This window comes from Serratia sp. NGAS9, assembly GCF_009905295.1.
GTDB lineage: Bacteria > Pseudomonadota > Gammaproteobacteria > Enterobacterales > Enterobacteriaceae > Serratia > Serratia bockelmannii.
Window position 1 is genome coordinate 1,644,500 of sequence record NZ_CP047605.1, and the last position, 24,920, is coordinate 1,669,419.

Annotated in this window: 37 protein-coding genes; 27 read left to right on the plus strand and 10 right to left on the minus strand. The window is 49.2% G+C overall.

Annotation, left to right across the window (positions count from 1 at the left end):
* The first annotated feature begins 47 nt into the window (after positions 1–47).
* The gene (locus tag GUC32_RS07895; RefSeq protein ID WP_369435652.1) at positions 48–791 is read left to right on the plus strand and encodes an ankyrin repeat domain-containing protein; all 744 of its coding nucleotides are present in this window, start codon (positions 48–50) and stop codon (positions 789–791) included.
* Positions 792–1,198: 407 nt separating this feature from the next.
* On the opposite strand, the gene GUC32_RS07900 is transcribed toward GUC32_RS07895, so the two are convergent.
* The 3 genes from GUC32_RS07900 to GUC32_RS07910 all read right to left on the minus strand — a co-directional run bounded on the left by GUC32_RS07900 (position 1,199) and on the right by GUC32_RS07910 (position 4,270).
* The gene (locus tag GUC32_RS07900) at positions 1,199–2,233 is read right to left on the minus strand and encodes a tyrosine-type recombinase/integrase (protein WP_130017511.1); all 1,035 of its coding nucleotides are present in this window, start codon (positions 2,231–2,233) and stop codon (positions 1,199–1,201) included.
* Between the two features lie 91 nt (positions 2,234–2,324).
* Positions 2,325–3,668: a P-loop NTPase fold protein gene (locus GUC32_RS07905; protein ID WP_369435653.1), complete on the minus strand. Its 1,344-nt coding sequence runs from the start codon at positions 3,666–3,668 to the stop codon at positions 2,325–2,327.
* 29 nt (positions 3,669–3,697) lie between these two features.
* Positions 3,698–4,270 carry a phage repressor protein CI gene (locus GUC32_RS07910; protein WP_130018838.1) on the minus strand — a complete coding sequence of 191 codons (573 nt, stop codon included), beginning with the start codon at positions 4,268–4,270 and terminating at the stop codon, positions 3,698–3,700.
* A 141-nt stretch (positions 4,271–4,411) separates the two neighbouring features.
* Between GUC32_RS07910 and GUC32_RS07915 the strand changes: the two genes are divergently transcribed.
* Genes GUC32_RS07915 through GUC32_RS07925 form a run of 3 tightly spaced genes read left to right on the plus strand, consistent with a single transcriptional unit; the run spans position 4,412 to position 5,399 of the window.
* Complete coding sequence (locus GUC32_RS07915) at positions 4,412–4,642, plus strand: regulator (RefSeq protein WP_130018837.1); 231 nt, start codon at positions 4,412–4,414, stop codon at positions 4,640–4,642.
* Positions 4,643–4,671: 29 nt separating this feature from the next.
* Positions 4,672–5,181, plus strand: coding sequence for a phage regulatory CII family protein (locus GUC32_RS07920; RefSeq protein ID WP_130018836.1), 510 nt, complete (start codon positions 4,672–4,674; stop codon positions 5,179–5,181).
* Between the two features lie 17 nt (positions 5,182–5,198).
* A complete protein-coding gene (locus GUC32_RS07925) occupies positions 5,199–5,399 on the plus strand; it encodes a hypothetical protein (RefSeq protein WP_369435654.1) in 201 nt (66 codons plus the stop codon).
* A 27-nt stretch (positions 5,400–5,426) separates the two neighbouring features.
* Here GUC32_RS07925 and GUC32_RS07930 read toward each other — a convergent pair whose 3' ends face one another.
* On the minus strand, positions 5,427–5,615 hold the full coding sequence (locus tag GUC32_RS07930; protein WP_037432527.1) for a hypothetical protein: 189 nt from the start codon (positions 5,613–5,615) through the stop codon (positions 5,427–5,429).
* Between the two features lie 146 nt (positions 5,616–5,761).
* Here GUC32_RS07930 and GUC32_RS07935 point away from each other — a divergent pair, with 146 nt between their 5' ends.
* The 8 genes from GUC32_RS07935 (at position 5,762) to GUC32_RS07970 (ending at position 9,910) form a co-directional block, all read left to right on the plus strand.
* Complete coding sequence (locus tag GUC32_RS07935) at positions 5,762–5,941, plus strand: phage filamentation protein Fil family protein (protein WP_130018835.1); 180 nt, start codon at positions 5,762–5,764, stop codon at positions 5,939–5,941.
* An 11-nt stretch (positions 5,942–5,952) separates the two neighbouring features.
* The gene (locus GUC32_RS07940) at positions 5,953–6,255 is read left to right on the plus strand and encodes a hypothetical protein (protein ID WP_130018834.1); all 303 of its coding nucleotides are present in this window, start codon (positions 5,953–5,955) and stop codon (positions 6,253–6,255) included.
* A 63-nt stretch (positions 6,256–6,318) separates the two neighbouring features.
* Positions 6,319–6,561 carry a DUF2732 family protein gene (locus tag GUC32_RS07945; RefSeq protein ID WP_369435655.1) on the plus strand — a complete coding sequence of 81 codons (243 nt, stop codon included), beginning with the start codon at positions 6,319–6,321 and terminating at the stop codon, positions 6,559–6,561.
* A complete protein-coding gene (locus tag GUC32_RS07950) occupies positions 6,561–6,785 on the plus strand; it encodes a TraR/DksA family transcriptional regulator (RefSeq protein ID WP_197667054.1) in 225 nt (74 codons plus the stop codon). Before GUC32_RS07945 ends, GUC32_RS07950 begins: the two co-directional genes overlap by 1 nt.
* A 122-nt stretch (positions 6,786–6,907) precedes the next feature.
* Entirely contained in the window at positions 6,908–7,189 is a 282-nt protein-coding gene (locus GUC32_RS07955) for a DUF5405 family protein (protein ID WP_130018831.1), read from the plus strand.
* Positions 7,186–9,402, plus strand: coding sequence for a replication endonuclease (locus tag GUC32_RS07960; RefSeq protein ID WP_369435656.1), 2,217 nt, complete (start codon positions 7,186–7,188; stop codon positions 9,400–9,402). The genes GUC32_RS07955 and GUC32_RS07960 overlap by 4 nt, the downstream gene beginning before the upstream one ends.
* A 71-nt stretch (positions 9,403–9,473) precedes the next feature.
* Entirely contained in the window at positions 9,474–9,665 is a 192-nt protein-coding gene (locus GUC32_RS07965) for a hypothetical protein (protein ID WP_258922549.1), read from the plus strand.
* A 47-nt stretch (positions 9,666–9,712) separates the two neighbouring features.
* On the plus strand, positions 9,713–9,910 hold the full coding sequence (locus tag GUC32_RS07970) for a hypothetical protein (RefSeq protein ID WP_060442994.1): 198 nt from the start codon (positions 9,713–9,715) through the stop codon (positions 9,908–9,910).
* A gap of 199 nt (positions 9,911–10,109) precedes the next feature.
* Here GUC32_RS07970 and GUC32_RS07975 read toward each other — a convergent pair whose 3' ends face one another.
* From GUC32_RS07975 to GUC32_RS07985, 3 genes are read right to left on the minus strand one after another with little or no spacing between them, the layout of a single operon-like run.
* Complete coding sequence (locus tag GUC32_RS07975) at positions 10,110–10,700, minus strand: DUF4326 domain-containing protein (RefSeq protein WP_369435657.1); 591 nt, start codon at positions 10,698–10,700, stop codon at positions 10,110–10,112.
* The gene (locus GUC32_RS07980; protein WP_117187412.1) at positions 10,697–11,137 is read right to left on the minus strand and encodes a DUF488 family protein; all 441 of its coding nucleotides are present in this window, start codon (positions 11,135–11,137) and stop codon (positions 10,697–10,699) included. The genes GUC32_RS07975 and GUC32_RS07980 overlap by 4 nt, the downstream gene beginning before the upstream one ends.
* Before the next feature lie 16 nt (positions 11,138–11,153).
* Complete coding sequence (locus tag GUC32_RS07985) at positions 11,154–11,828, minus strand: hypothetical protein (protein WP_351006028.1); 675 nt, start codon at positions 11,826–11,828, stop codon at positions 11,154–11,156.
* 663 nt (positions 11,829–12,491) lie between these two features.
* Here GUC32_RS07985 and GUC32_RS07990 point away from each other — a divergent pair.
* Positions 12,492–13,637: a DUF262 domain-containing protein gene (locus tag GUC32_RS07990; RefSeq protein WP_369435658.1), complete on the plus strand. Its 1,146-nt coding sequence runs from the start codon at positions 12,492–12,494 to the stop codon at positions 13,635–13,637.
* A gap of 4 nt (positions 13,638–13,641) precedes the next feature.
* Entirely contained in the window at positions 13,642–14,430 is a 789-nt protein-coding gene (locus tag GUC32_RS07995; RefSeq protein WP_369435659.1) for an MAE_28990/MAE_18760 family HEPN-like nuclease, read from the plus strand.
* 46 nt (positions 14,431–14,476) lie between these two features.
* On the opposite strand, the gene GUC32_RS08000 is transcribed toward GUC32_RS07995, so the two are convergent.
* Positions 14,477–15,505 carry a phage portal protein gene (locus GUC32_RS08000; RefSeq protein ID WP_369435660.1) on the minus strand — a complete coding sequence of 343 codons (1,029 nt, stop codon included), beginning with the start codon at positions 15,503–15,505 and terminating at the stop codon, positions 14,477–14,479.
* On the minus strand, positions 15,505–17,277 hold the full coding sequence (locus GUC32_RS08005) for a terminase ATPase subunit family protein (RefSeq protein WP_369435661.1): 1,773 nt from the start codon (positions 17,275–17,277) through the stop codon (positions 15,505–15,507). Before GUC32_RS08005 ends, GUC32_RS08000 begins: the two co-directional genes overlap by 1 nt.
* 142 nt (positions 17,278–17,419) lie before the next feature.
* On the opposite strand from GUC32_RS08005, the gene GUC32_RS08010 reads away from it, so the two are divergent.
* The 11 genes from GUC32_RS08010 (at position 17,420) to GUC32_RS08060 (ending at position 23,050) form a co-directional block, all read left to right on the plus strand.
* The gene (locus tag GUC32_RS08010) at positions 17,420–18,235 is read left to right on the plus strand and encodes a GPO family capsid scaffolding protein (RefSeq protein WP_369435662.1); all 816 of its coding nucleotides are present in this window, start codon (positions 17,420–17,422) and stop codon (positions 18,233–18,235) included.
* A 42-nt stretch (positions 18,236–18,277) separates the two neighbouring features.
* Positions 18,278–19,462 (plus strand): phage major capsid protein, P2 family, encoded by a 1,185-nt coding sequence (locus GUC32_RS08015; RefSeq protein ID WP_369435663.1) that lies wholly within the window; start codon positions 18,278–18,280, stop codon positions 19,460–19,462.
* A gap of 2 nt (positions 19,463–19,464) precedes the next feature.
* Positions 19,465–20,124, plus strand: coding sequence for a terminase endonuclease subunit (locus tag GUC32_RS08020; RefSeq protein ID WP_369435664.1), 660 nt, complete (start codon positions 19,465–19,467; stop codon positions 20,122–20,124).
* A 93-nt stretch (positions 20,125–20,217) separates the two neighbouring features.
* Positions 20,218–20,706 (plus strand): head completion/stabilization protein, encoded by a 489-nt coding sequence (locus GUC32_RS08025; RefSeq protein ID WP_369435665.1) that lies wholly within the window; start codon positions 20,218–20,220, stop codon positions 20,704–20,706.
* Entirely contained in the window at positions 20,706–20,909 is a 204-nt protein-coding gene (locus GUC32_RS08030) for a tail protein X (RefSeq protein WP_015379118.1), read from the plus strand. The genes GUC32_RS08025 and GUC32_RS08030 overlap by 1 nt, the downstream gene beginning before the upstream one ends.
* A 2-nt stretch (positions 20,910–20,911) precedes the next feature.
* The gene (locus tag GUC32_RS08035) at positions 20,912–21,121 is read left to right on the plus strand and encodes an HP1 family phage holin (protein WP_015379117.1); all 210 of its coding nucleotides are present in this window, start codon (positions 20,912–20,914) and stop codon (positions 21,119–21,121) included.
* Positions 21,105–21,617: a lysozyme gene (locus GUC32_RS08040; RefSeq protein ID WP_369435666.1), complete on the plus strand. Its 513-nt coding sequence runs from the start codon at positions 21,105–21,107 to the stop codon at positions 21,615–21,617. The genes GUC32_RS08035 and GUC32_RS08040 overlap by 17 nt, the downstream gene beginning before the upstream one ends.
* Positions 21,614–22,042 (plus strand): Rz-like lysis system protein LysB, encoded by a 429-nt coding sequence (gene lysB / locus GUC32_RS08045; RefSeq protein ID WP_369435667.1) that lies wholly within the window; start codon positions 21,614–21,616, stop codon positions 22,040–22,042. Before GUC32_RS08040 ends, lysB begins: the two co-directional genes overlap by 4 nt.
* The gene (lysC, locus tag GUC32_RS08050; protein WP_245398307.1) at positions 21,936–22,166 is read left to right on the plus strand and encodes an Rz1-like lysis system protein LysC; all 231 of its coding nucleotides are present in this window, start codon (positions 21,936–21,938) and stop codon (positions 22,164–22,166) included. Before lysB ends, lysC begins: the two co-directional genes overlap by 107 nt.
* Positions 22,138–22,611 carry a phage tail protein gene (locus GUC32_RS08055; protein ID WP_369435668.1) on the plus strand — a complete coding sequence of 158 codons (474 nt, stop codon included), beginning with the start codon at positions 22,138–22,140 and terminating at the stop codon, positions 22,609–22,611. Before lysC ends, GUC32_RS08055 begins: the two co-directional genes overlap by 29 nt.
* A complete protein-coding gene (locus tag GUC32_RS08060; protein WP_369435669.1) occupies positions 22,598–23,050 on the plus strand; it encodes a phage virion morphogenesis protein in 453 nt (150 codons plus the stop codon). The genes GUC32_RS08055 and GUC32_RS08060 overlap by 14 nt, the downstream gene beginning before the upstream one ends.
* On the opposite strand, the gene GUC32_RS08065 is transcribed toward GUC32_RS08060, so the two are convergent.
* The gene (locus tag GUC32_RS08065) at positions 23,022–23,825 is read right to left on the minus strand and encodes a hypothetical protein (protein WP_346402099.1); all 804 of its coding nucleotides are present in this window, start codon (positions 23,823–23,825) and stop codon (positions 23,022–23,024) included. The two genes, GUC32_RS08060 and GUC32_RS08065, sit on opposite strands and share 29 nt — an antisense overlap.
* Before the next feature lie 115 nt (positions 23,826–23,940).
* Between GUC32_RS08065 and GUC32_RS08070 the strand changes: the two genes are divergently transcribed.
* Positions 23,941–24,570: a phage baseplate assembly protein V gene (locus GUC32_RS08070; RefSeq protein WP_346402100.1), complete on the plus strand. Its 630-nt coding sequence runs from the start codon at positions 23,941–23,943 to the stop codon at positions 24,568–24,570.
* Positions 24,567–24,917: a GPW/gp25 family protein gene (locus GUC32_RS08075; RefSeq protein ID WP_033639346.1), complete on the plus strand. Its 351-nt coding sequence runs from the start codon at positions 24,567–24,569 to the stop codon at positions 24,915–24,917. The genes GUC32_RS08070 and GUC32_RS08075 overlap by 4 nt, the downstream gene beginning before the upstream one ends.
* Positions 24,918–24,920: the final 3 nt, after the last annotated feature.

The following is a 24,920-nucleotide window of genomic DNA, read 5'->3' on the forward strand; positions in this document are numbered from 1 at the left end:
GTAATAAAGCAAAGTTGGGCCGTGGTTATGTTAAAAATGGAGATGGCATGAGGCACAGCGCTCTTATCATTATCATGTTGCTGTCAATGCTCATGATGCAGGGATGCGAACAAGGTAGGGATCTACAACCACAGGATTACTTTGAAGGGAAGCCGCTGGACATCGCCAACGTCATCTACGAGGGGGACAGGCAAAAGCTGGATAAGGTTTTACCGACGGTAAGCAAAGAAACGTTAAATCGGCCGGCTAAGGCGGATATGACGTTGCTATTCTGGGCGATCAATAACGCTATCTTTGATAAGAACACGCCAGAGCGGCTCAAGATCATTACGGATTTGGTCAAGGCGGGAGCAGACCCATTGCAGCCAAGGCCGGAAGGGAGAAGTAGCCCGGCTGAGTATGTCATGAAAGCGGATAAAGGCGTCTGGATACAGGCTATGCTTGAAGGCGGACTATCGCCTAATGCAAGGGATGAAATAAACAATCAGCCAATAATTTTCAAAAGTTTTCAAGCGGTTAATACAGAGACATTGAGTACTCTAATAGCTTACAAAGCTGATGTTAATATCAAAGGCGCTATGAACAGAACGCCATTAATTAATGCGCTGTATAACAGTTGCCCAGAACACATTGAGGTTCTTTTGGCTCATGGCGCTAACCCCTTAGCCAAAGATGATTTTAATGACAGCTTCCTCTCGCTGATTTCTGCGGAAATAGCTAAAGGGGATAAGAGCAATGCGTATATAAAGAAACTAATTAAAATTAAAGAAAAAATAAAACAGGTGAATTAGATAGTCTCGACTATCATGGGGGACAATGCTGGTCTTCTTCCAGTGCGGTAACATGACGTTATGATATACAGGAAGATGATGGAATGAGCCACCAAAGAGCACCCAGCCGACAGCGACGAGAGTGCTGTTGTTAAGTACCGTTTGTGACGCCATCTCTTTGAACAGTGGCGAACCCACAAGCAGCGTTTCTATGTTGAAACCTGCACATTGATGGGATGCTGGCGTAAGCGACATTCAGAGGCAGGATGCTTTATGCCTGACGACGAGGCAGCGACAACTGGTGTTGCGGGCTGTTTCAGGTAACAAAAAACCCGATTTCCTCACTACAATAATAAAATCAATAAGTTATTTGTTTTATAAAGAGTTTTTATACCGATGAAGGGGGAGGAAATACGGGGATTGCCAACCTATGCCGCCACTTTGTCGCCACCTGGCATGGTCGCCAGCGGATTGAATTGCAGGGCGGTTTCGAGGTGCTCCGGCGCAAGGTGAGCATAGCGCATTGTCATCTTAATATCATGATGGCCGAGGATGCGTTGCAATACCAGAATGTTGCCGCCAGACATCATAAAGTGCGCCGCAAAGGTATGGCGTAGCACATGGGTTAGCTGGCCTTTGGGCAATTGAATGCTGGTGTTTTCTAGCGCGGCCATAAAGCGAAAATAGCATTCGCTGAATAGACGATCATCACCCCGCGTTATCAACTTCTTGTACAGTGCTTTACTGATCGGAACACTGCGGTTCTTTTTGCCTTTGGTTCGGATGAACGTGATTTTATGCGGTGTTATCTGTGACCGGGTGAGGTTTTCCGCTTCTCGCCAACGAGCGCCGGTGCTGAGACACACCTCGACTACAAGCGGCAAATCAGAATCGCCTCTACTGCAGGCTGCTAACAACTCAGTGATTTGTGAGTGCGTCAGCCACGCCATTTCCTTTTCTGCGACGGTGAATTTGCGCATGTTCTCTAACGGATTGGGTTGGTTCCATTCGCCAAGCCGGGCCAACTCGCTGAACATACCGCTTAGGTAGCTTTGTTCAAGATTGACGGTTACGGGTTCGGCACCGTTCTTCCACTTCTCGGAAAAGTAGATTTCACCGGACAAACGTTTATCACGATAATGCGCGAAGTCTTTTGCGGTGAAGGTGGTAGCAGGGGGATCGCCCAGAGCTTCAATGACAAGGCATAGTTTTTTGTAGGTACGTTCACCAGCGGTAAGGGATTGACCGTGCAGGTTGTACCAAAGTTTGGCAACCTCACTCAGCTTGCGGCGATCGATCGCTTCGCCTAACCACGGTTTATTGTCTACCTGCTCCATAGTGAAGCGTTCAAACGCTAAGGCTTCACCTTTGGTTGCGAATTGCTTACGTACCCTGCGGCCTTCGCGGCCAGCAGGGTAGCATTCACATAACCACTTACCGGATGATTGTTTCCGAACTGCCATTGGGCCCCCTATTGAAAGTGGGGAGTATTTAACTGTATGCAATTACAGTGGTCAATGTTTGTTTTAATAAAAACATATTTATTATGAATTTTTATTTCAATTGCATCACATCAATTGCAGAAGTAACTATTTTAATAACATTATTAGGTTTTCCATGGCCATAACGGAATAGATTGTGTAATAATTGTTCCCAATGCTGTTCTTGTTCTTGTCCGCGCAGCGGATCTAAAAAATCCCCTTCGCCAGAGTTAGAGTCTGAAATTATACCATAAAAAGCCAAGTCTAAATGATCTGGGTAAGATCCTTGGCTGTAGTTTAATTGTTTGATTTTTAATGCAGATGAAATAGAGTTTAAATCAACTCTTTCTCCTGATAAGTTTAATGCTATTTCTTTGTAGAAGCAGTAGAAAAATACACCTATCAATCGATATAACGAATAACCAAAAACTGTATCCTTACCAAGACCGTCTCCGCTCAATGACTGATAAATTTCAATGTATCGGGCGAAGGTTTCGACTTCGCGTAAGGATAATTTACTTTTCCTAATTAATTCCTTAATGCTTTCTATTACTGGCCTTTCGATGGTTTTTAATAATTCAGAATGACTAGATACATAATTCCAATGATCTATGGATGTATGTATTTGTGTATAGTTGTCTGGGCTGTATGTGTCAGGGAGTAAGAATGAGAACTTTATAAATTTATCTAGATAGCGCTTTGCATCAACTGAAATGCCGTATATGTGATTAATTGATGCTTGTAATTGCTGGGTGTTTGTAATTAAAATAAACTTAACATTTTCAACATCAAATACATGTTTTATATTTTCTAGGATTGAGATGGCGAAGCTGGGCTTGCATCTATCTAATTCATCTATAAAAATATATATAGGTGATTTACTGGATATTTCAGTAAGGGCTGTTTTTAATGCTTTAATATTCTTGTCAGAATCTACATGATCTTTTATTAGTGAAGTTATAGTGCTATCTATAGCCGCATCACTGGTTTTTTGTACCGCTTCTGTAAATTCCTCGGCTAGGTTATCAGTGTTTTGCTTTAATACCCAAGCGGCACCAGCTTTAAGGGTTGTTTTTAGTCCAAAACGTATTGCAGGTAAAGCTTTTTCTATTAATGATGGTCGCTCTGATTCGGGTATTAAATTTATTATTGCTGCTAGTAAAGTCAATATTGGCTCATCAGTATGATCTTCATTGAATGCATTGATATAAATTATTTCTTGTTTTTGATTTTCTTCTTTAAACAAGTTTATAAGTTTGAAGCAAAACTCAGTTTTCCCTGTGCCCCAACTTCCATCGATTATCATCGGTGATATAGACATTTCTGATTTTAATATTTTTATTATTTTTTCGGCAATTGGTTTTCTATTGTACTCGTCGCGAGTTTTAAATAATAATTCTTCATTGACTGTGTTCATTGCTGTGCCTCAATGTTTATATTAAAAGCCTACAAGGTAGAAAATATCATTAATACTTTTGCGATTATTTTTAAGTCGTCGATTGGGCATTCAAAAGTGCTATCTCCATCGGAAACTATTACTTTTTTATTTGGTGCTCGTATTAAATTTCTAATGCTTATGTTCTCATCTATGTCAATGAGCCATTTTCCGTCATAAACGTCAGCATATTTACTTGTTACTAAGTACTTTACATTACCTTCAATTATAATTGTTGATTTTTCTATTTCATAAGGCAGTAAGTTTTTATCGAGTAATAGTGTGTCTCTGTCATATAGTTTTCGATCTACTAGTTCTTTACTGGGGATAGCTATTGTGTTTGGTGCTGTAACAATGCTCTGTTCAAACATGTCACCATGACCATATGTTAACCAACGTACAGATGCACCTGTATCTAAGGCGCATTTCAAAACGTACTCCGCAGGAAAAGCGTTGCGGTTTTGTCTGTTCGCAAGAGCACTAGCTGTGATACCTAAGGCTTCACATAAAGCTAGTTTCGTTTTGACTCCATAGGCCTTTACCATCCTTTCGATAGCAGCTTTTGCGTCTTGATTGAATTCCATAAACTTCCATTTTGCCAATTTTTAAATTGACATTGTCATTTTGTGGTACTAAATTCACTTCCAATTTGGAAGGGAACACCTTTGTAACCGCTTATCACCACTTAACGCGACCCGCCACAGGTCATCGGAGGATCTTGCACTATGCGTAAAAACATTTCAATCACGGTTCCTACACCGCACGTCACTATAGAAAAGTATTGTGAACTCACGGGGTTATCTAAAAATACCGTTGATGACATGCTCGCCGATGGGCGTCTGTCTTCATATCGTCATCGCTTAGGCACTGGTGCAAAACGAGAGAAAGTACTAATCAACATGGTGAAGCTTACGCTTAATGCACTCTCGGAATGTGAATTCTCGGTAACGATTTGAGATGTTGCCAGACGCAAAAGGGGAGAGGAATGTTTGATTTTGAAGTTTCAAAACATCCACATTTTGAGATGGCGTGTCGCCAGTTTGCTGTTCGGCAAAACCTTGTGCGCGTTGCTGAACAGATTGAAATGAAGCCGCAGATGCTCCGTAACAAGCTGAACCCAGAACAACCGCATCAGCTGAGTTGCACCGAACTGTTGGCAATCACTGATGCAACGGAAGATTCCAGCTTAGTAGATGCCTTGCTGGCACAGTTGAACTGTTTGCCTTCAGTGCCAATTAATGAGGCATGCTCTGGCAACATATCTACATACGCGCTGAAAGCAACAGCGGCAGTAGGTTCAGTTGCGGCGGCGGCGGTAGAAGGCGATCACAAAACGGCATCTCGTAAATCCGCTCTACTCGATAGCGTTAACACGGCGATCCGTCATTTGTCGCTAATCGGCCTGACCGTTCAAAATCGTATTCAATCCAATCCGGCTCTAGCCACAACCGTAGATGTTATCGGTGGCTTGGGGGCTGTGGCGGGATTGGCTTGACAATGAAAGGAGAGTTTATGCGGGAAGCTAAAAAGGATCGTATTGAGGCGGCACTTAAACAGCAAATTACAACTGCAAAACAGCGTACTCGACTCTTAAGAGTGATGCAAAAATCTTTAGGCAAAGAAGTTAAAAAAATGGAGTTGAAAGGAGTTCCAATGGAGGAGGTTAAGCAGGTGTTCGACGCTTTTATTTGTCTTGGTGAAATAAAAGAGTGAGGCCATTTCAGGCCTCGTGGGTTGTATTCAGAAAAATTCGATAATGGTTTTGTGGGTTACGGGTATTTTTTCATTAAGCTTGACACCAAGTGCTATATGCAATTCTTTCAGCTCTTCAGCGTGAGGGCTGTTTTGAATTGGTTTCTCAATGTTGTCGAGAATTCTATTTAATCCGGAAAGTAAAGATTTAACATCATCGATATCACTATCTAACATGCAATAACTCCGTTGTTGGTTGGTTGTTTTTGGCGATTCGATCCTACCACAGCAACCATGTACCGGGCATGACTAAAACTCGGTTTTCATTCTCAACTGCCTACATTGTGGACTGTTGAGAATGGATTAATTAGGAGGGAAAATATATGCCTATCTCTATAGCCCCGCTATTGAAGCAACAAAGCCCGTCGCGGCATTTTGAACACGGTTTTATTGAACTGCCGGGCGGAAAGCGCTGGCGCCCATGTCACGATCAGGCGGCCTTACTGCGTGGCCTGTCAGCGGCTAAGCCTGTTTCACCGCTGCGCCGTTTGTTTTGTCGTTAATTGGGGCTGTCATGTTGTTGGCTACTGAAACACAAAAAGCGATCGGCATTAAGCGCATTTCACAGATTAAGCGTGAGCTGTTCCCGCATAAGCGGAATCAGGCGCAAGAGGCTTTTGATAAGTCGCCGGAACATATCCGCAGAACTGTTTGTTTTCATGCCGGGCTCAAAGAGCGGCATATAAAAATGAAGTTTGCAGAAATGCGTTATTCAGAGCGTAAACAAATCGTGTGGGCGCTGAATGACCTGATTGATTTATCAAAAACCTTACCGCGATTTATCAGTGATGATGATTGCGAATTAAACGTTAATTAACCGCATTGCGTAATTCTGGCGTTAACCCGCCGGGCATCGCTTTGTCTGAAATAAGGATTAAATATGTCGAATGTGATTTTTATGGGTTTAGACCCGGCAAAGCAAGGTAGCGATATTTCACAAGTGGCTGTGTTGCTTGACCACGCCCGCCTTGATGAGCGTAAGAATCAAGCCGATCTCGCCGCTGCTCGTCTGGTGCGTTTGGCTGCACATATCTCTAAGGACGGTTTAACGGCTATTGAAGCTGTTGAGCTGCTCCGCCAAGAGGCTGAAGCCATCGAGCATCAAGCGCAGGAGCCGCACTAATGGCCGACTTGATGGACTACGAACAAGAGCGGCAAGCGCTGGTATTGGAGGCGCAGATCGCCAACGCCCGCAAATCCTCCACGCTGTCTTCTGCCTTTGTTTGTGAAGAATGTGACACTCCGATTCCTGCCGCGCGCCGCGCTGCCGTTCCCGGCGTTGATACCTGCGTAAGTTGTCAGCAGATCCGCGAGACGCAAAGTCACCTTTACGCGGGGAAGGCATGACAGAGTTCTCTATTTTGTTCGGCCTGCTGGCGTTGCTGGCAGGTCATTTTATTGCGGCTGATTTGAGCGATTCAGAATTTGTACGCAGACCAGAAAACCAAAATTACGATTAAGGAAATAACATGGAAATTAAAATCGGCTCTGAGTTTGTTATCACCAGCGATAACCTGCAATTCATTCTTAATACGGTGAAGGTAGGGAAAACAGGAAAAAGCGAAGGTCAAGAGCGTTACGAGGCTATCGGCTATTACCCTACGATTAACCAGCTTGTGAACGGCCTTATTCATCACAGCGTTCGTAATTCCGGTGTTAATAGCATTGCATCACTGGGCGCGGAGATAGGCCGCATTGGCAATTTGTGCCAAGAGGCTTTTGCTGCATGTGAGGCGGCGAAAGTTCAATGAGCCAAGCGGCTACCGCCTACGCTTATCCATGGAACGGACCGCGCCCGGCAATTGCCGGGCCGGTGAGACCGCTTACCCGTGAGGAACTTGCTCAGGGGCAAGCTGTTTTAACCAATATCCGGCGTCTGCCGCGCTTCCTCAGCGCCATGTTCTTGACGCGTTACACCAACTTGCTCAAGAGCAAAGGGCTGCACGACGCCAACAATTGGCTGGTATTCCAGTTCGATCGCCGCATCTGGCCGCGCCTGCAAACGGTGAGCGCCAAGAATGCGATGAACCTCGCCGCGTCAATGCGGTTTTCTGCTGAAGTCGATAATTACGCAGCTCTGCCCGGTATGGATGACAAAGAGATCCGCCGCCTTGCCGATCGGGTGGCAGGTCAACTTCTGCAGAATTACGCAGATTACTGTGATGAGTTTGTGGCGGAGAACGGCGGCGACAATGCCGGGCTTTTCGAAGATGCCACCCAATCAGAATTTTATGGCCGCATTGCCGGTATGGCCCGCGCCTTCAATATCACCCCGATGCACTGGCGCAAATACCGCAAAGGCAAACTGGATGCCCGGTCAGCGATTGCCAGTTTGCAGCGGTTGGTTAATTCCGAATGGTGGGAACGTCAGTTGAAGGCCCAGCGCACGCGCTGGCGCGAGGCATTGCTGATCGCCGTCGGTAATGTGAATCGCGGGGCGTCGTCATACGCCAGTCGGCAGGCAATCCGGGATGTGAAAGCCCGCCGCCAGTCAAACTTTGATTACCTCAACAGCCGCGAGCTAGAGAACGTCGAAACCGGCGAACGCTTCAGCCTCATCAACAAGGTGATGGCAAGTATCTCTAACCCGGAAATTCGTCGTATGGAGTTAATGGCGATGATCGCCGGTGTTGAGCAGGCCGCCGCTATCCGTGGCGATAAAGGGATGTTTATCACCATCACCACCCCATCCAAATATCACCCGACGCGCGCCGTCGGCAAGAACAGCCCGAAGGTGCATTTTAATCACAAATGGGATGAAGAGGCGTACACGCCAAAAGACGGCCAGCGCTATCTTGTGAAGCTGTTTAGCAAGGTCCGCACAGCGTTTAAAGATGCGGGCCTGCAGGTCTACGGCGTGCGCGTTGTCGAACCGCACCATGATGCGACGCCGCACTGGCATATGATGCTGTTTACCTCCAAAGAGCAGCGCCAGCAGGTGATCGACATCATGCGCCGTTATGCCATGGCTGAAGATGGGGACGAGCGCGGCGCCGCCAAAAACCGGTTTGACTGCAAGCACCTGAACAAAGGCGGTGCGGCGGGCTATATCGCCAAATACATTGCAAAAAACATCGACGGCTACGCGCTGGACGGCGAACGCGATCATGAAACCGGCAAGCTGTTGACTGATACGGCGGCCGCCGTCACCGCGTGGGCGTCAACATGGCGTATCCCTCAATTCCACTTTATCGGCCTGCCGTCGCGCGGCGCATGGCGTGAGTGCCGCAAGATCCGCTCTGTCAGTCTGGCCGATGAGTTTGACGAAACCGTTGAGGCTGTGCGCGCTGCTGCTGATGCCGGTGACTTTGCCGCTTACATTCTGGCGCAGGGTGGCCCTAACGTTGCCCGCGACGATCAGACTGTGCGTGTAGCCCGCCGGGTTGCCGACGAGCGCAACGCCTATGACGAAGAAGTGCAGAAAATAGCGGGGATTTTTGCCCCGCATATCGGTGCCGATCGCGTTTATGAAACCCGCACCACGCAATGGCGCATCGTCGCTAAAGCCGTTGCCGTTGAGCCTTTGATTTTGAAAAGCGCCTCCGGCGCGCCTCGGAGTCCTGTCAATAACTGTGGGTTGGTCGGTAGCGGTGGCGCCGAAAATACGCAGGACGGGGAGCCTGTAGAGGCCGTGGCGGTGATGGAACATGCACCGGAAACTCAGATTGACTGGGATGACATGACCGTTACACGGTCTGTTATGGCGCGTTTACGGGCAGATGCCCCGCAGATAAGCAGGCAACAGAGAAGCATTGACCCATATAGCCGGCCGGAGCCAGCTCCTTCAGCAAGATTAACCGCTGCTGAACGTGATCGCGTTCCCAGAATTTACTCAGAGCTGGCACTACATGGCATCGAGCCGACGCGCAGGGAACTTGAGGCACTGGCGCGAGGCGCTAAAGTCAAATTTGGTGATATTTCAATGCACTATCCAGCGGTTAGCGATTGGACTGGCTTCCAATAATTTCTTGCGAAATCAAATCCGATAGGCATATGCTGTACATGCATACAGTGATTAAGCATCGGAGGGAAAGGGTGCAAGAAGTGGATGAAGTGGTTGTTTTAGAAAGAATTGAACTCATCGCCCGTCTGGGGGTTTGTTATGAGAGCCAAGCGAAAGACAAAGACATTGCACTGATATGGATTTCAGAACTGGCGGGGGAGATGAAAACCAGCATTGCCCCTGAAAAAGCAGAAGTGATCAGGCAGCTTGCCGCGATCTCTTAATCCATAGGTGACGTATGAGACGAGATTTAAACTTAGCCGGGGCGTTTATGGAGGCGCTGAACTTCAACGAGAACGGCAAGGGCCGCCGCATAAAGACCGTTGATTTCATTCATGCCGCAAACCGGCTCGGCACACACCTAACGCCTGAAGAGGCGAATTACTACATCAAGCACCAGTCCGGCCACGTTTTCAGGTTGATTGACGAGGGGCGTTATCAGCACAATACATACCTTTATCTGGGCTAAAAATAGTATTATCTCACACTTGGTCTGACATTGTCACAGCACAGAACTTAACCTAACAGGGCAGCTCTGTGATAGAAGCAGTCTCTCGAGAGCATCTACGGAAGAACACCGTGACTTACCCCCTAAAAAAGTGCCTGGAAATGAAGCTGGAATACTTACAATCATATAAAAGATGACTTCTGAAACTGATGATGGTGCATTACTCACCATCATCCAATTCATTCAAATACTGTGCCAGCACATCCCCATGACAAGCATATGGTTTACAGTGGCATCCTAAAGTGTGTCCTCTCAGTGCTTTCAGCTTTTCTTTAAACTCTGAACCACCTTTGAGATAGTCACGATCAAAATCGTATTTAAATTTCCTTATAACTTCATCACGATCACCATCTGCACCTATCGCATAAGGATTTCCCCAAAGCGTTCCTCTACCACAATAGGTATCAAAGTGTTCACCTCTATCTTTATTTGATACTGAGGTGATCTTATCTTTGATGTAGCGAACTGGAATCTTCTTGGATAAAACTTCGTTAGTCGTGATGAATTCGGGTGTATTAGCTGAGTCAAAAATAACAGCATGAGTTAAATCAATTGAAAAAGGGTCTGCTAATATCTCAGGATCAAGTTTATTCAATACATCAGATTTGAAATATTGAATTAATAAGTTATTATGATCGACAAAGTAAAATATCTGATAGTCATTTGACTTGGAAAAAATCCGTGAGAGCTTACGCTCAAACTTTCCCTTGGATACAAAGTCAGGATGATATATTATCATTACTTTCATCATATCAAGTGTTTAACCTCAAAGTCAGTATCCCAATGGCTGTTTAAGTACTCTATCACAAGACGGCGGTGGCAGTGATGGTATTTGTGCTCACTGCAGAGCAAACAGCTATCTGCAATCACTGACTTATCTATTCGCTCAATGTTTCTTTTCGCCATTAAATTCATGAAGTTACTCTCGTAAACCTCCCATGAGACATGACCTTTTTTGTATTGATCTAAGATCTCTTTAGTTGGTGCAAGATCCGGTAGATGAACATAATCAACGTTGCAAAGTTCCTTCAAGAAGTACATCAAATCGTTCTTCTTAGCAAAACCCGCAAGCTGAGAAACATTATTAAGACGTACATCAACTAAGGTTTTCAAGTCAGGTTCAGATTTGATTAGGCTAAAGAATTTTTCGGCAGGTTTTTCAGTGAAACCAATTGAAAACACTTTCATATGATCACTCTCTTGTTTAATTAATGATTGCTGTCAAAAATTTGTAGCAATAACCGTCACTATGTGGTGCTGTGCTCAAAGTAATATAACACCCACCTACATCATAGGTATCTTCTTTCAATTGGCCATATTCACTATATACCTTTGGGTCAGTAATAATGAACGCGTAATCAATGTTATTATATGAGAAGAAAGCTCTAAATCTTTTTAAATCATTCCCAAAATCAATTCCTTCTCTCTTAACTCTTATTTTTAAATTGGCAACATAGACAAAAAACAACGACTGAATAGGGGCTGTGACTGATGATATTAGGAACCTATCATTTTCACCATGATATGATGAGTAACCGTTAACCCATAGAGTGGTTGGGTAATCTAAAAGCTCATTAATGTTTCTCTTATCGAAGATACCCACTTCCCCCCAATAAAAGGATGGATCAATTGAATAATTTTCACATTGAATTTGATGTGATTCTTTCTTCAAATAGCTAAATGAAGTTATATGAAGCAGTTCAGGTTGCTTCTTGGATGAATATTCAATGTTATTAAAGGTTAGTGCATCACTATCAACCAAAGGATTTATTGGACGAACCCATTCACCGATAGTCCCCTTAGAATAAATTTTCCCTGCAACACAAAACTTTTTATGTTTAATTGATTTAGCAAGAACGACAAATGTTTTAGATGGCATTTTCAAAATTATCTTTAAGTAAATGAGAATGTTCTTATAAATCCAGGTGGTGAAATTGTCAATGAATTTATAGTGTTACGTTATAACGTTGGGTTTTCTGTGTCCGCCTATATATCTGGCAGTTTTGCACCGAATATATAATTATGGTTATCTTCAAATAATCATATCTGAAGTGGTCAACAAAAACTGGCCACGACATGAGAATGTTTCTAGAATCAAGAAGCGTCCGCTCCTGCTCAGAGCGGACTGTCAAGATTGATTGTGCGCTGCAAGGGAATATTGCCAGCTCAAGTCTAAATACCCTGTGCATGTATTAGGTGCATGAATTTGCATTATGATTCGGTGTGAGTTTTATCCCTGCAGCGCCCGCGCTGGCGCGGATCGCGATGGATCAAGCAACTGCATTAAAAGCGACACATGAAGCGGGCAGGCGAGGAGGGGATAGCATTGCGCGTGTATCATTTATATATTCATTTCAAGCCGTCGGTGGTTATATAATGAACTGCTAGTGCTTTGACTATACCTAAGTTGCTTTAATTACTAATAAAATTAATGGCCGTGAAATAGTAAGGTGCGGTAAATATCTATGAATTTAAAATAGTTGGCATTTTCAGGCTAATTTGGTAAATTAAATTTTATTTCTATTGATTTATGGTGGATTTCATGAGCGAAGATATCGATTTGATTCAGGAAGAGGGTGCTTCTGTGGATGATGTTGAACAAGGAAATGAACCTTATGAGCATATAAAAGAAAGAAAAGTCGTGATTCAACCTTATGATTATGCCGTTAGGACTCTAATGGATATGATCATTGATGAAGATTTGGTTTTAGAACCTGACTATCAAAGGAAATATCAATGGGACTCTATAAAAGCGTCTAAATTTATTGAGTCTATATGTTTGAATATTCCAGTGCCAGTAATTTATTTGGCTGAGGAAAAGGATGGTAGCTTTAGTGTTATTGATGGGCAGCAAAGACTAACTTCACTGTTTAGATTCATAAAGCATGATGAGCTTGATAATATTTTCCCCAATGCTGGAATTACTCCTTTAGTTATTGAAGGGTTGAAAATATTACCGGATCTAAATGGTAAGTCATATGCGGAAATTGACAGAACTTTCAAATCATCAATATCGAAAAGGCCAATTCGTTGCATAGTTGTGCTCAATGATTCTGATGAAACATTGAAATTTGAAGTTTTTGAAAGGCTAAATACCGGTAGTGCAGAACTAACTGCACAAGAAATAAGAAACTGTGTACATCGCGGAAGCTTTAATAAGCTGATAAAAAAGTTGTCTGAAAACGAAAAATTCCGAGAGTTAATTGCACTCCCTCCAGCAGATGAGAAGTCAATGAAAGGCGTTGAGTTGGTGCTCAGATTTTTAGCATATAGAGACTTAACTGTTCATTCAGATTACTCTGATAATTATGCTGAATATCTAAATTTATATATGGAGGAATATAGAGAAATATCGTCTTCCAAAGAAAAACAATTAGAGATTTTGTTTAACGATACTATCGATTTAATTCATTCAAGTCTGGGGCCTGGAGTCGCTTTTCGAAAACCTAAAGACAGAAATGATATCACAGCCGGTTTTTATAAAAATCTAATTAATGGTGCCATTTTTGAATCTCAAATGGTGGCATTCTCTAGAGTTGTAGAGGCCGGGGGGGGGCAGGACCTTTCGCTTAAAAGCTTCAATGCTTTTTCTACTGCTGAATATTGGGATAGCCTTTTCCAGGGAACATCGAAAAAGAACAAAGCATTGAAAAGAAGTTCTGTATTAACTAGTATCCTTCAGGACTAACTATATGAATTGCACTAGTGGCTATTTAAGTAAGTTTGAAGAGGTCAGAGAGCTAGCTGCGCTTGCTGAAACTACAAGTGGCAACATAAGCTTGACTCAAAAAAACACAATGTGCAGTTCTGGTTTAGTTCTTCTCTGTGGTTACTTTGAAGGTTTCCTTAGAGATATCTGTAAGGAGTTTGTTAATGAAATAAATGATAGCTCGCTAACTGCAAGAGGGTTGCCAGACTCGGTTATGTATGAGCACACTCTCCATTGTGTGGAAAAGTATAAAATAAAAAATAAAACTCTATTTTGTGATCTAATTTCTGCTATTTCAGAGTCGAACAAAGTGGAGCTGAATGCTGATAAATTCTCAGCAACCAATGCGAACCCTACTGTTGATAATATTGAAAGATTGTTTGAGGCTTTTGATATGCCATTGATTCTAGATGTTATAAGTATAGAAGATTACAACTTTGACTCAATGTATAATGTAGAGTCACAGGTTAATGCTTCTATGTTAAATAAAATTCATCTGGCTGTTGGCGGTGATGATACTGCTAGGGGGGCGGTGCTGGCTGAAATTGAAAGGAAGTGGGTGTCAAAAAGAAAAAGAAGAAGAGTGGGCTATGTCGGTTTTATCGATGAACTTTTAAAGGTGAGAAATAGAATAGCGCATGGTGAAAGTAATCCTGTTGTTACACCGACAGAATTAAGCGATGCAGTAGAAACAATATCTATTTTGAGTATAAGTTTAGAGGTGAAGTTGGACTCTAAGTTACAACTCCTATTAAATCAGCCAGCTCAGTGATTGTTTGTCTTTAATAATGCCGTCTATTTTGACGGCGTTTATTTGATTAAGGTAATTTATATTTTGTGAATTTTATTAATTTCTCGCCGATCCAGTAATTAATCTCCTTCATTCTTTCCTGTAGCGGTGATAATTCATTGCGGACAAATACTTGGCTGGCTTTTTCCACATCACCAAACCCGCCAGTATTATTTGGAATAATCCCCATCATTTGCGGCGGCACGCGGTGAGCACTCAGTAGATCGTCCCTAGTCGCATTCTTGATATTGAAAAAATCATCTTTGGTAGCAACCTCACTCAGAGGCAAGATTTTAATCCCGTCTGGTTTACCATTCGGGGCGTACATGAATAGGTTGCGGAAGTTACCCAGCCCCTTGGTATCTCGCATGGCCTGGCGCATTCTGTCGACATCGCTGGTGCTCTGCGCCGCGTCGGTCATATACAGGATATAACCAGCGTGTGCACCGTTCTGATAATACTTACGGCGGAATAGAGTCGCCGCTTCATTCAACCACGCTGAATTCAACGCGCTGAGGTACTCCGGTAGCCCATAAAGCTCTTGGTTAATATCCGGCTCAATCAGATGAAACACGCTCCCTGGCGCAAACTGATGAGGCTCTTTCCAGTCTTGCACAAACCAATACGTATCAGGTTCAACACCCCGGCGGGTGTATTTTGCCGGTGAGCACTGCAGGCGCAGTGGTTCTCCGAGTCGATTTTTCCTGACCTCTAAAAAAGCGTTTCCAAATACCAGATAATCCAGCGCATAGCGGCTAAATTCCTGCTGGCTTAATAGTGGATGTGGAATGAACGTAGACGCCAAAATGTTGCGCTTAACGTACATCGGCGAGCTGTGATGCACGGCGGCGCGCACGCTGCGTGCCAGCCCATCGAAGCTGATCGGCGGCTCGTACCACTTGCCATTGGTCGTGCACTCGATGTAATCCAGAATTTCCCGCTTATCCAGCACAGCTGACGGCTCGCCAAAGGTGAACGCCTCAAAATCCTGCTTCTGCTCTGCTGCCGGGGCTGGCGCCGGGGGGGTAAATGCCTTGCGGCCTTTGCGCTTGCTCATTAGTAAAACTCCAAAATGTTCGGGCTGCTGTGGCCGCTGCCTGCGGTCAGCGGTTCGTTTAAGAGGGCGTGCATGATTGCCCACGCGACATCGGCGTGGCTGGCTTCTTCGCTGCGGCTGGCGGTGTAGGTGGAGCGCGCGCCGCTGGCGGTCATGGTTTTGCGGATCGCCATAAAGGCGGCGGTGATGTCGGTGTGGCTGGTGTCGTATTCCAGACAGCCGCGCCCGATGGTGTCTTTTGCCTTCAGCACCATGGCGGTTTTGATTTCCGGGGTGTATTTGATTTCCCGCGCGGCCGGGAAGAACTCGCGCACCAGTTGGAAAACACCTTGGCCGACGGTGGTCGCATCGATGCCGATGTACTCCACGCAATATTTTTCGGTAAGGTCTTTAATCTTCTGGGCCTGAGCGGCAAAGTTCATGCCCTGCCACTGGTGGCGCTCGAGCACGCGGAACTTGCCCCCGGCCACCATTGGCGGCGCGATCACCGCGCATCCGGCGCTGTCGCCGCCGTTGGCTTCCGATGGGTCGTAGCCGATCCACACCGGGCGATAGCCGAACGGCCGCACGGCGTAAGGGTTGAAGTCTTCCCATTCTTCCAGCGTATCGACCATGCAGCCTTGCAGCTCGGCGAACGGGAATACCGACGCGGTATCGTCCACAAATTCACACATCAGCAGGTTCTGATACTCTGCCGGGCTGTATTCGAGCGACAGCTGATCGAGGTCGAACAGGTTACAGCCGCCGGTCAGCGCATCCTCAACCGTGACAATCTGGCGCCATTGCCCATCACCGCACAGCACGCCTTTTGACAGGTGGCTGTGGCTGAGGTCGAGCTGAACGTGATCGGCTTTACTGCGGCGGCCTTTGTTGAACAGTTCCCCCGACCAGAACGGATAAGCGGAGTGCGCCAGACTCGACGGCGTGGAAAAGTAGGTAGTGCGCCACCGCTTGTGCAGCGACATCCCGCTGGCGACTTTGCGCAGCTCCTGAAACTTCGGTATCCAGAAATACTCATCAAGATACAGATTGCCGGTGTAGCTCTGCGCGGTGCGCACGTTGGTGCCGAGGAACATCAGGCGGGCGCCGTTCGGCAGCACCATCGGATCGCCTTTCAGATCAACCTCGACAAGCCGCGCAAAATCAATGATGTAATTGCGGAACACATGCGCCTGCGCCTTACTGGCCGACAGGAAAATCTGATTGCGGCCGGTGTTCAGCGCATCGAGCAACGCCTCGCGGGCAAAGAAGAACGTGGCGCCGATCTGGCGTGATTTCAGGATATTGCGGATACGGTGTTGTAACCCGGCGCGATACCACCCCATTTGATACTCGAAGGTGGTTTCCGTGAAGATGCTTTGCAGTTTTTCCACGGCGGCATCGCTGAACACGTTGCGCTCGGCGGGCTTGCGCTCGCCTTTGTTGCGGTTGGCGACGTTCGGGTTTAAGTCCGCCTCGTTGCCGGTCGCTGAATAGCGATTGACCCGCGCCAGCCGTTCAATCTGGCGGCCTAACAGGTCGATTTCTTTGAAGTCTTTCCCCTCCTTGACGTCTTTCATGATGAGCTGAATCAACCGCGCTTCCATGCTTTGCTCCACGCGGGAAATGGGCGCGATGTCGTCCCATTTATCGCGCAGTTTCCAGCTCTGCACGGTCGGCCCCTTGAGGTTCAGCGTTTCCGCAATTTGGCGCACAGAGAAGCCCTGCCAGTAGAGCAAGGCAGCTTGGCGGCGCGGATCGCTGATGATGGTTGTTGCCGGTGTCGTATTCATGCTGCCAAGGCTACGAAAGCGCCGGGCGACTCGCATTAAGCCATTGTTGTGCCTCAGATCTTCCAACCGCAACGCGTTGAGACTCGCCGCCATTCCCCCGAAACTAGCCCCGAACCCAATCACCACAACCGGAGTCGTTTACATGGCAAAGAAAGTTACTAAGTTTTTCCGCATCGGCGTTGAAGGCGACACCGTTGACGGCCGCGAGATCGGCGCTGCGGATATTCAGCAGATGGCCGCGACCTACAGCCCCAAGGTGTACGGCGCCCGTATCAATATGGAGCACATCAAGGGGATTTTGCCGGACGGCTATTTTCGTCGTTACGGCGGCGTGGTTGAGCTGAAGGCCGAGAAAATCGACGAGCCGGACGAACCGCTGTTGCACGGCAAGTGGGCGCTGTATGCCAGTCTGGCCCCGACCGCCGATCTGGTGTCGATGGTCGGCGCGGGCCAAAAGGTGTTTACCTCGATGGAGATCCGCCGCGATTTCGCCAAAACCGGCAAGTCGTATCTGGTCGGGCTGGCCGTCACCGATGATCCGGCCAGCCTCGGCACTGACATGCTGGAGTTCAGCCGCCGCCACGAGAACGTCGAGTTCTCCGCGCCGCTGGAAGTCCACTTCGATTTTGAGCCGGTCGCTGACCCGGAAACCTCATTCTCTGCCCGCATCAAAGCGATGTTTAGCCGCAAGCAGGCCACCGACGATGTGCGATTTGGTGAGATGGAAGGTGCCGTGATGACCGTGGCCGAGCAGTTGCAGGAAGCGGACACCCGCTTTACCGAGAAATTCGCTGCACTGAGCGAGCAGGTAGCCGACCTCAAGCAACAGGTAAAAATCGGTAGCGATGCGTTCAGCGCGCTGCAAGCTCAGCTTTCCACCTCGGAAGATTTCAGCCAACCGGCGCGGCCGGACGCCACCGGCGGCAACAGCGCGCAAGACGTGTTGACCGACTGCTAAGGCAGTCTTCCCCGATAAAACCGAACAAAAACAGGAAGAAAAATGCGCAAGCAAACTCGTTTTAAATTTAATGCGTTTATGTCCCGCCTCGCCGAACTGAACGGTGTCGCTACCGGCGATCTGGATAAAAAATTCAGCGTTGAGCCGTCCGTCACGCAAACCATCATGACCCGGGTACAGGATTCCTCGACGTTCCTGACCCGCATCAATATCGTGCCGGTTAAGGAAATGAAGGGAGAGAAAGTCGGTTTAGGTGTGAGCGGCTCCATCGCCAGCACCACCGACACCGCCGGCGGCGATGAACGCGAAACGGCCGACTTTGCCTCGCTGGATGCAGAAGGCTATTTCTGCCAGCAGGTGAATTACGATTTCCACATCCGCTACAACACCCTTGACCTGTGGGCCCGTTATCAGGATTTCCAGACCCGTTTACGCGATGCAATTGTTGAACGTCAGGCGCTTGACCGCATCATGATTGGCTTTAACGGTACGCACCGCGCCAAAACCTCCAACCGCGTCAAATTCCCGCTGTTGCAAGACATCGGGCCGGGCTGGTTGCAGAAGTACCGCGAGAATGCGCCGGGCAGCGTGATGAATAAAGTCGTGGGGGAGGACGGCAGCGTGGTGTCTGAAAAAGTCCGCGTGGGCGCCGGTGGCGATTACGCCAATCTCGACGCGCTGGTGATGGATGCCACCAACACCCTGATTGCACCGTGGTATCAGGAAGACCCAGAACTGGTGGTGATCTGCGGTCGTCAACTGCTGGCCGACAAGTATTTCCCGCTGGTCAATCAGGAACAGCCCAACACCGAAGCGATGGCCGCCGATCTGATTATCAGCCAGAAGCGCATCGGCAACCTGCCCGCCGTGCGTGTGCCGTACTTCCCAGCGGATGCGCTGTTGATCACCCGCATGGATAACCTGTCTATCTACTGGCAAGAGGACACGCACCGCCGCCATATGGTGGAAAACTCGAAGCGTGACCGCATCGAAAACTATGAATCCATCAATGAGGATTATGTGGTGGAGGATTACGCCTGCGGCTGTCTGGTGGAGAACATTAAGCTGTTACCGACGGAGCCAAAAAAAGATGAAATCGCCGAGCTGGCCGAGGCCATTGTTAAGGCGGTCAAAGTAGCCGCCGCACCAGCGGAGCCTGCCGCTGATACCGAGGTGAAAGCTCGGGAGGAAGCATCGGCAGACGACAAAGCGAAAGGCGGTAAATAACCATGACCAGCCCTGCCCGCCGTCACCTTATGCGCCAGTCAGCGGCCCTGGCCGCGCAGCGGGAGAATGACCCGCTGCGCCACGCCAACGGCTATGAACGGATGATGCTTAAACTCAATGAAGATAAGCGAAAGCTCAAACAGGTGCGCTCACAAGAGCGTAAGGCCGAGCTCAAGCGCCAACTGCTGCCGGACTATGCCCCCTGGGTTGCCGGTGTGCTGGCCGAAGGTCGCGGCGCGCAGGACGCCATTCTGATGACGGTCATGATCTGGCGTCTGGATGCCGGGGACATTCCCGGCGCGCTGGACATCGCCCGCTATGCGCTGCGCTACCAGTTGGCGCCGCCGGGCAATTTCGCGCGCTCCACGCCATACCTCATCGCAGAAGACGTCGCCGAGTCTGCCACCCGCGCCTTTGAGGCCGGGGAGCCGGTCAAGATTGGCCACCTCATGCAGACGATGGAACTCACCGACGCAGAAGACATGCCCGACCAAGTGCGCGCCAAGCTGCACAAGATCACCGGGTACGTCTTGCGCGCGGCGGGCCGGGCTGAATTGGCATTGAACCACCTTAAGCGTGCGCTGCAGTTGCATAACGGCTGCGGCGTGAAAAAGGACATTGAACGGCTGGAGCGGGCAATACGCACCGCCGCCAGCCGCTGACAGAACGCGCCCCGCGCCGGGCGGCACGACGGCCGCGACAGGTTTCACCTCGTCAACGCCGTCGTCCACCGCCCCCTAACTTTCTGAGGTCATATGAGCACCGTTGTGATCCAACGGCCACGCCCGGACGCGCCAGCACCGCGCCCGGAGGATGAGCCGATCGTTAAAAACGTCTTTTTCTGGCCGGACATTGACCCGGCGGACGTGCGCGACGTGATGCGCATTGAAGGCACAATCACCGCCCCGCGCCTGCGGCTGGCAATTAAAAGCGCGATCGCGGAGGTGAACGCCGAATTGTTCACCTTCCGCCGCGACCAGATGGCCGACGGCTATCAGCGGCTTGAGGATGTGCCGGGCGAACAGCTCGACGGTGAGAGCGTGCGGGTGAGCGAATACCGCAACGCGGTCAGTGCAATGACCCTGGCGAAGCTCTCGGAGCAATACCGCAGTTTCGACACCACCGCCACCGGCGGCCGCAAGGCTGATGTGGTTGAAGCCTCGATCGGTGAGCTGTGGCGCAACGCTCGCAACGCGATCAGTAACGTGGCCGAGCGTAGCCACTGCATCATCGGGCTGCTCTGATGAGAGTCTACGCCCTGCAGGGCGACACCGTTGACGCGATTTGCTGGCGCTACTACGGGCGCACGCAGGGCGTGGTTGAGCAGGTCTATTCGCTAAATGAAGGGCTGGCCGCTGCTGGGGCAATATTGCCCCACGGCCACCCGGTCGAGCTGCCGGACGTGACCGCCGCGCCGCAGCGTGAAACCGTCAATTTATGGGATTAGCAATGGAGAAAATTACGTCGTGGGTGGCCTATACCGTAGCGGCCTTTCTCGCTTGGATTGGCCGATACAGTCCTCAGGATATCGCCTTTATGGTCGGCGCCGCCGTTGGCGTTGGGACGTTCCTCGTCAACTGGTACTACCGCCGCAAAAGCTACCAGCTGTTGAACAAGTTAGGCGTTAGCCGGAGGGTTTACGATGAACTCAATCGCTAAACGCTGCAGCGTGGCCGCCGTGCTGGCGCTGGCGGTGCTACTGCCACAATTCAGCGCGCTGCAGATCTCTGAGGCCGGGTTGCGCCTGCTGGCCGATTTCGAGGGCTGCCGTTTATCCCCTTACCAGTGTCAGGCGGGCGTCTGGACAAGCGGCATCGGCCACACGGCCGGGGTAAAGCCCGGCGCGGTTATCAGCGAGCGCCAAGCCGCCGTTAACCTCATCGCCGACGTGTATCGCGTGGAGCGCGGCATAGGCCGCTGTATGCCTGTCACGATGCCGCCGCCGGTATATGACGCGGTGGTGTCCTTTGCCTTTAACGTCGGTGTCACGGCCGCCTGCGGCTCTACGCTGGCCGGTTTCATCAAGCGGCATGACTGGCGCAGCGCCTGCCAGCAGTTGCCGCGCTGGGTGTTCGTCAACGGCGTCAAATCGCCGGGGCTGGAACGGCGCCGGGCGGCGGAGCTGGCCCACTGCCTGATCGGCGCCGCGCCATGAGCCACGCGATCGGGTGGTTTCTGGTGCTGGCGCTGGTCGTCGCCGGTTGGATGAAATGGCAGGTTGTCACGTTGGGTGAGCGGCTGGAAAGCGCCCGGCAAGAAAATGGCCGGATAGCGGCGGCGCTGGCGGATACCCGCGCGGCGATCGACACGCTGCAGGCGGCGGCCGGTCGGCTGGCGCAGGAAGAGGAAAAGTTAAGGGACGATCTCGCCTCCGCGCACCGGCTGGCACTGACGCGCGAGCAGAAGATACAGAGGTTACTCAATGAAAATCAGCAATTACGGGACTGGTTTAACACTGCTTTGCCTGCTGACGTTGCCCGGCTGCACCAGCGCCCCGGCTTCACCGGCGCCGCGGATTATCTACGTTGGCTGTCCGAAAGTGAGTCTGTGCCAAATCCCGGCCAGCCGCCCGGCGACTAACGGCGATCTGAGCGCCGATATTCGCCAGCTTGAAAACGCCTTGGCGGCCTGCGCGGTGCAGGTCGAAACGATAAAACACTGTCAGGAACAACACGATGATAAAACCGCAACAGCTCCGCGCTGAGCTGACCAGCTGCCTGCCGTGGATACAGCGCAACCCTGAAAATCTGCAAGTGCGGGTAGAGCGCGGCAATGTGGCCGCTACTCTTGCTACCTCGCTGTCCCATGAGTATCGCTATACGCTGAACCTGCTGTTTTTGGACTATACCGGCGATCTGGATTTAATTATGGTGCCGATTCAGGCATGGCTACGGGAGAACCAGCCGGACATCATGGCAACCGAGGAAAAGCGCCGCACCGGGATCACCTTCGCGAGCGACTTCAACAACAACGGCTCTTACGATTTCAGCGTATCGCTGCAGCTGACCGAGCGTGTCGTGGTCAGCGAACAGAACGGCGCACTACACGTTAAGCACCTGCCGGAACCGCCGTTACCGGAGGACATCACGCGGCCGATGCAGCTCTTTGTTCACGGTGAATTAGTGAGTGAATGGCATGAGCGAGCTTAACCCTTTCGACGCCCGGCTGGCCGGGCTGATTGCCAAGCTGTCGCCGCAGTCGCGAAAGTCGCTGGCCGTTGCCGTGTCAAAGCGCCTGCGCGCCGGTCAACAGCAACATATCAAGCGCCAGCAGGCGCCGGACGGTACACCCTACGCGCCGCGCAAAACTCGGCTTCGCAGCAAAAAGCGCTTGCGTGATCGGGCGATGTTCTCGAAGCTGCGCACCGCGCGCTATCTGAAAGCCCAGGGCAACAGCGATGCGGCCGTGGTTGAGTTTGTCGGACGGGTTCAGCGTATGGCCAATGTGCATCATTACGGCCTGCGCGATCGACCGACGCCGCACAGCGAGGAGGTAATATATGAGGCCCGTCCTTTACTTGGGTATTCAATCAGCGACATTAAAGCTATAGAGGAAGTAATTATTTACCACCTTCTTGATTTGAATTGATACTAAACTTATGTTCTTGCTCTCTACATTTAAATATGTGTTCATTTAGTTTTTTATGGTTGGTTATTCCCCAGATTAAGCATGCGGAAAAAATCAATAGGGACATGAATATAATAAATGATATTTTTCTCATGTCATCCCAAGAGTTTATTGCATCAATTAACTCTTGGTTTTTTTTCTCATCCTTTAATGCAATGTATTCGCATGCTGCACGATATGCATCATATGGATGTGTTTTAATGATTCTCGTGCAAGCACTAATGTTTAATGTTTTGTTTTTCTTGAATATCCCTGTCGGGATGATTACATCATTTTGGGAAACTAAAAGTGATGTGTCTTTATAGTTGAAGTTTGTATAACCCGATTTTGGGAAGCTACTTAATAGTGATATGGAGAATGCTATTATGATGATGATTATGGCAACTAAGAGGGCGGTATCATGAGGAGATGACTTGCTTTTTCCTACGGTTCCGAAGAAAGAGGTGAAGTAAAAATTTTTTTTTGAAATCTCGCCAGTAAGTAATCCATTAGATAATAACTTTGCATCCTTGGTGTTTGCAACTTTAACGCCATTTAATAACATGAACTTCTGAGTGTAGAATATCTCATCGTCAGCCCTGCCTAAGACTCCTTTTTTGAAATTCAATCCGGCAATTCTTAATAAAATTCGGAATAGTGCGGAAACCCCACCACAGCGCCAAATGATAATTGCAGCGCAAATTAATGAAAAGAAAAATCTGAATGTTTCTGGGAACGTCTGCTCTATTCCAAACATTATTCTCTCCTTAAATAAATCCGAAACGATATTAGCAAATTTTTAGCTTGTTGTGTCTTTAGCCTTCCAACCTCTCCTCATTGTCGCCGCCCGCGCCGGGCGGCATCCTTCTAGCATGAACAATCAACACGACATTTTGCGCCTGCTGCGCAACCTGATCCGCATCGGCACCGTGAGCACCGTTGACCTCGATAACGGCCTGTGCCGCGTCGAAACCGGCGGCAATCTTACCGATTGGCTGAATTGGCTAACCTGTCGCGCCGGGCGTACTCGCAGCTGGTCGGCGCCCTCGGTCGGTGAGCAGGTGCTGATCTTTGCGCTGGGTGGCGAACTCGATACCGCGTTTGTGCTGTGCGGCATTTTCTCCGATGACTTCCCGGCCCCGTCTGCGTCGGCGGATGCGCTGCATATCGCATTCCCTGATGGCGCAGTTATCGAGTATGAACCAGAAACCGGCGCGCTGAGCGTGTCAGGTATTAAAACCGCCGACGTGCAGGCGTCGGAGTCCATCACCGCCAACACCAAAGTGGTGATCGTTACGGCTGACAAAATCACGCTCGATGCGCCGGAGGTGGTTTGCACCAACAAACTCACCACCGGCACGCTGGAAGTGCAAAAAGGCGGGGAGATGCGCGGGAACATCGAGCACAGCGGCGGCTCGTTCTCGTCGAATGGCATTGTTGTTGATAAGCACACCCACGGCGGCGTCCAGACCGGCGGCGGCCAAACGGGGAAACCAACATGAACAGCGCCAAATATATCGGCATGAACCGAGGCACCGGCCGCACGCTGACGGACATCGAGCATATTCGCCAGTCCGTGGCGGACATCCTGATCACGCCGCAGGGTTCGCGCCCGATGCGCCGGGCTTATGGCTCGTTGCTCTCTGAGCTGCTCGACCAGCCGCAGAACGACGCGCTGCGCCTGCAGATTATGGCCGCCTGCTACAGCGCGATTTTGGCGTGGGAGCCGCGCGTCAAGCTGACCGGCATCGCTTTTAATACCACCTATGATGGCAAGATGGTGATCGACATCACCGGCACCCGCACCGATGCCCCCGGCGCGTTGTCGCTGTCTGTTCCTGTGAGCTGAAAC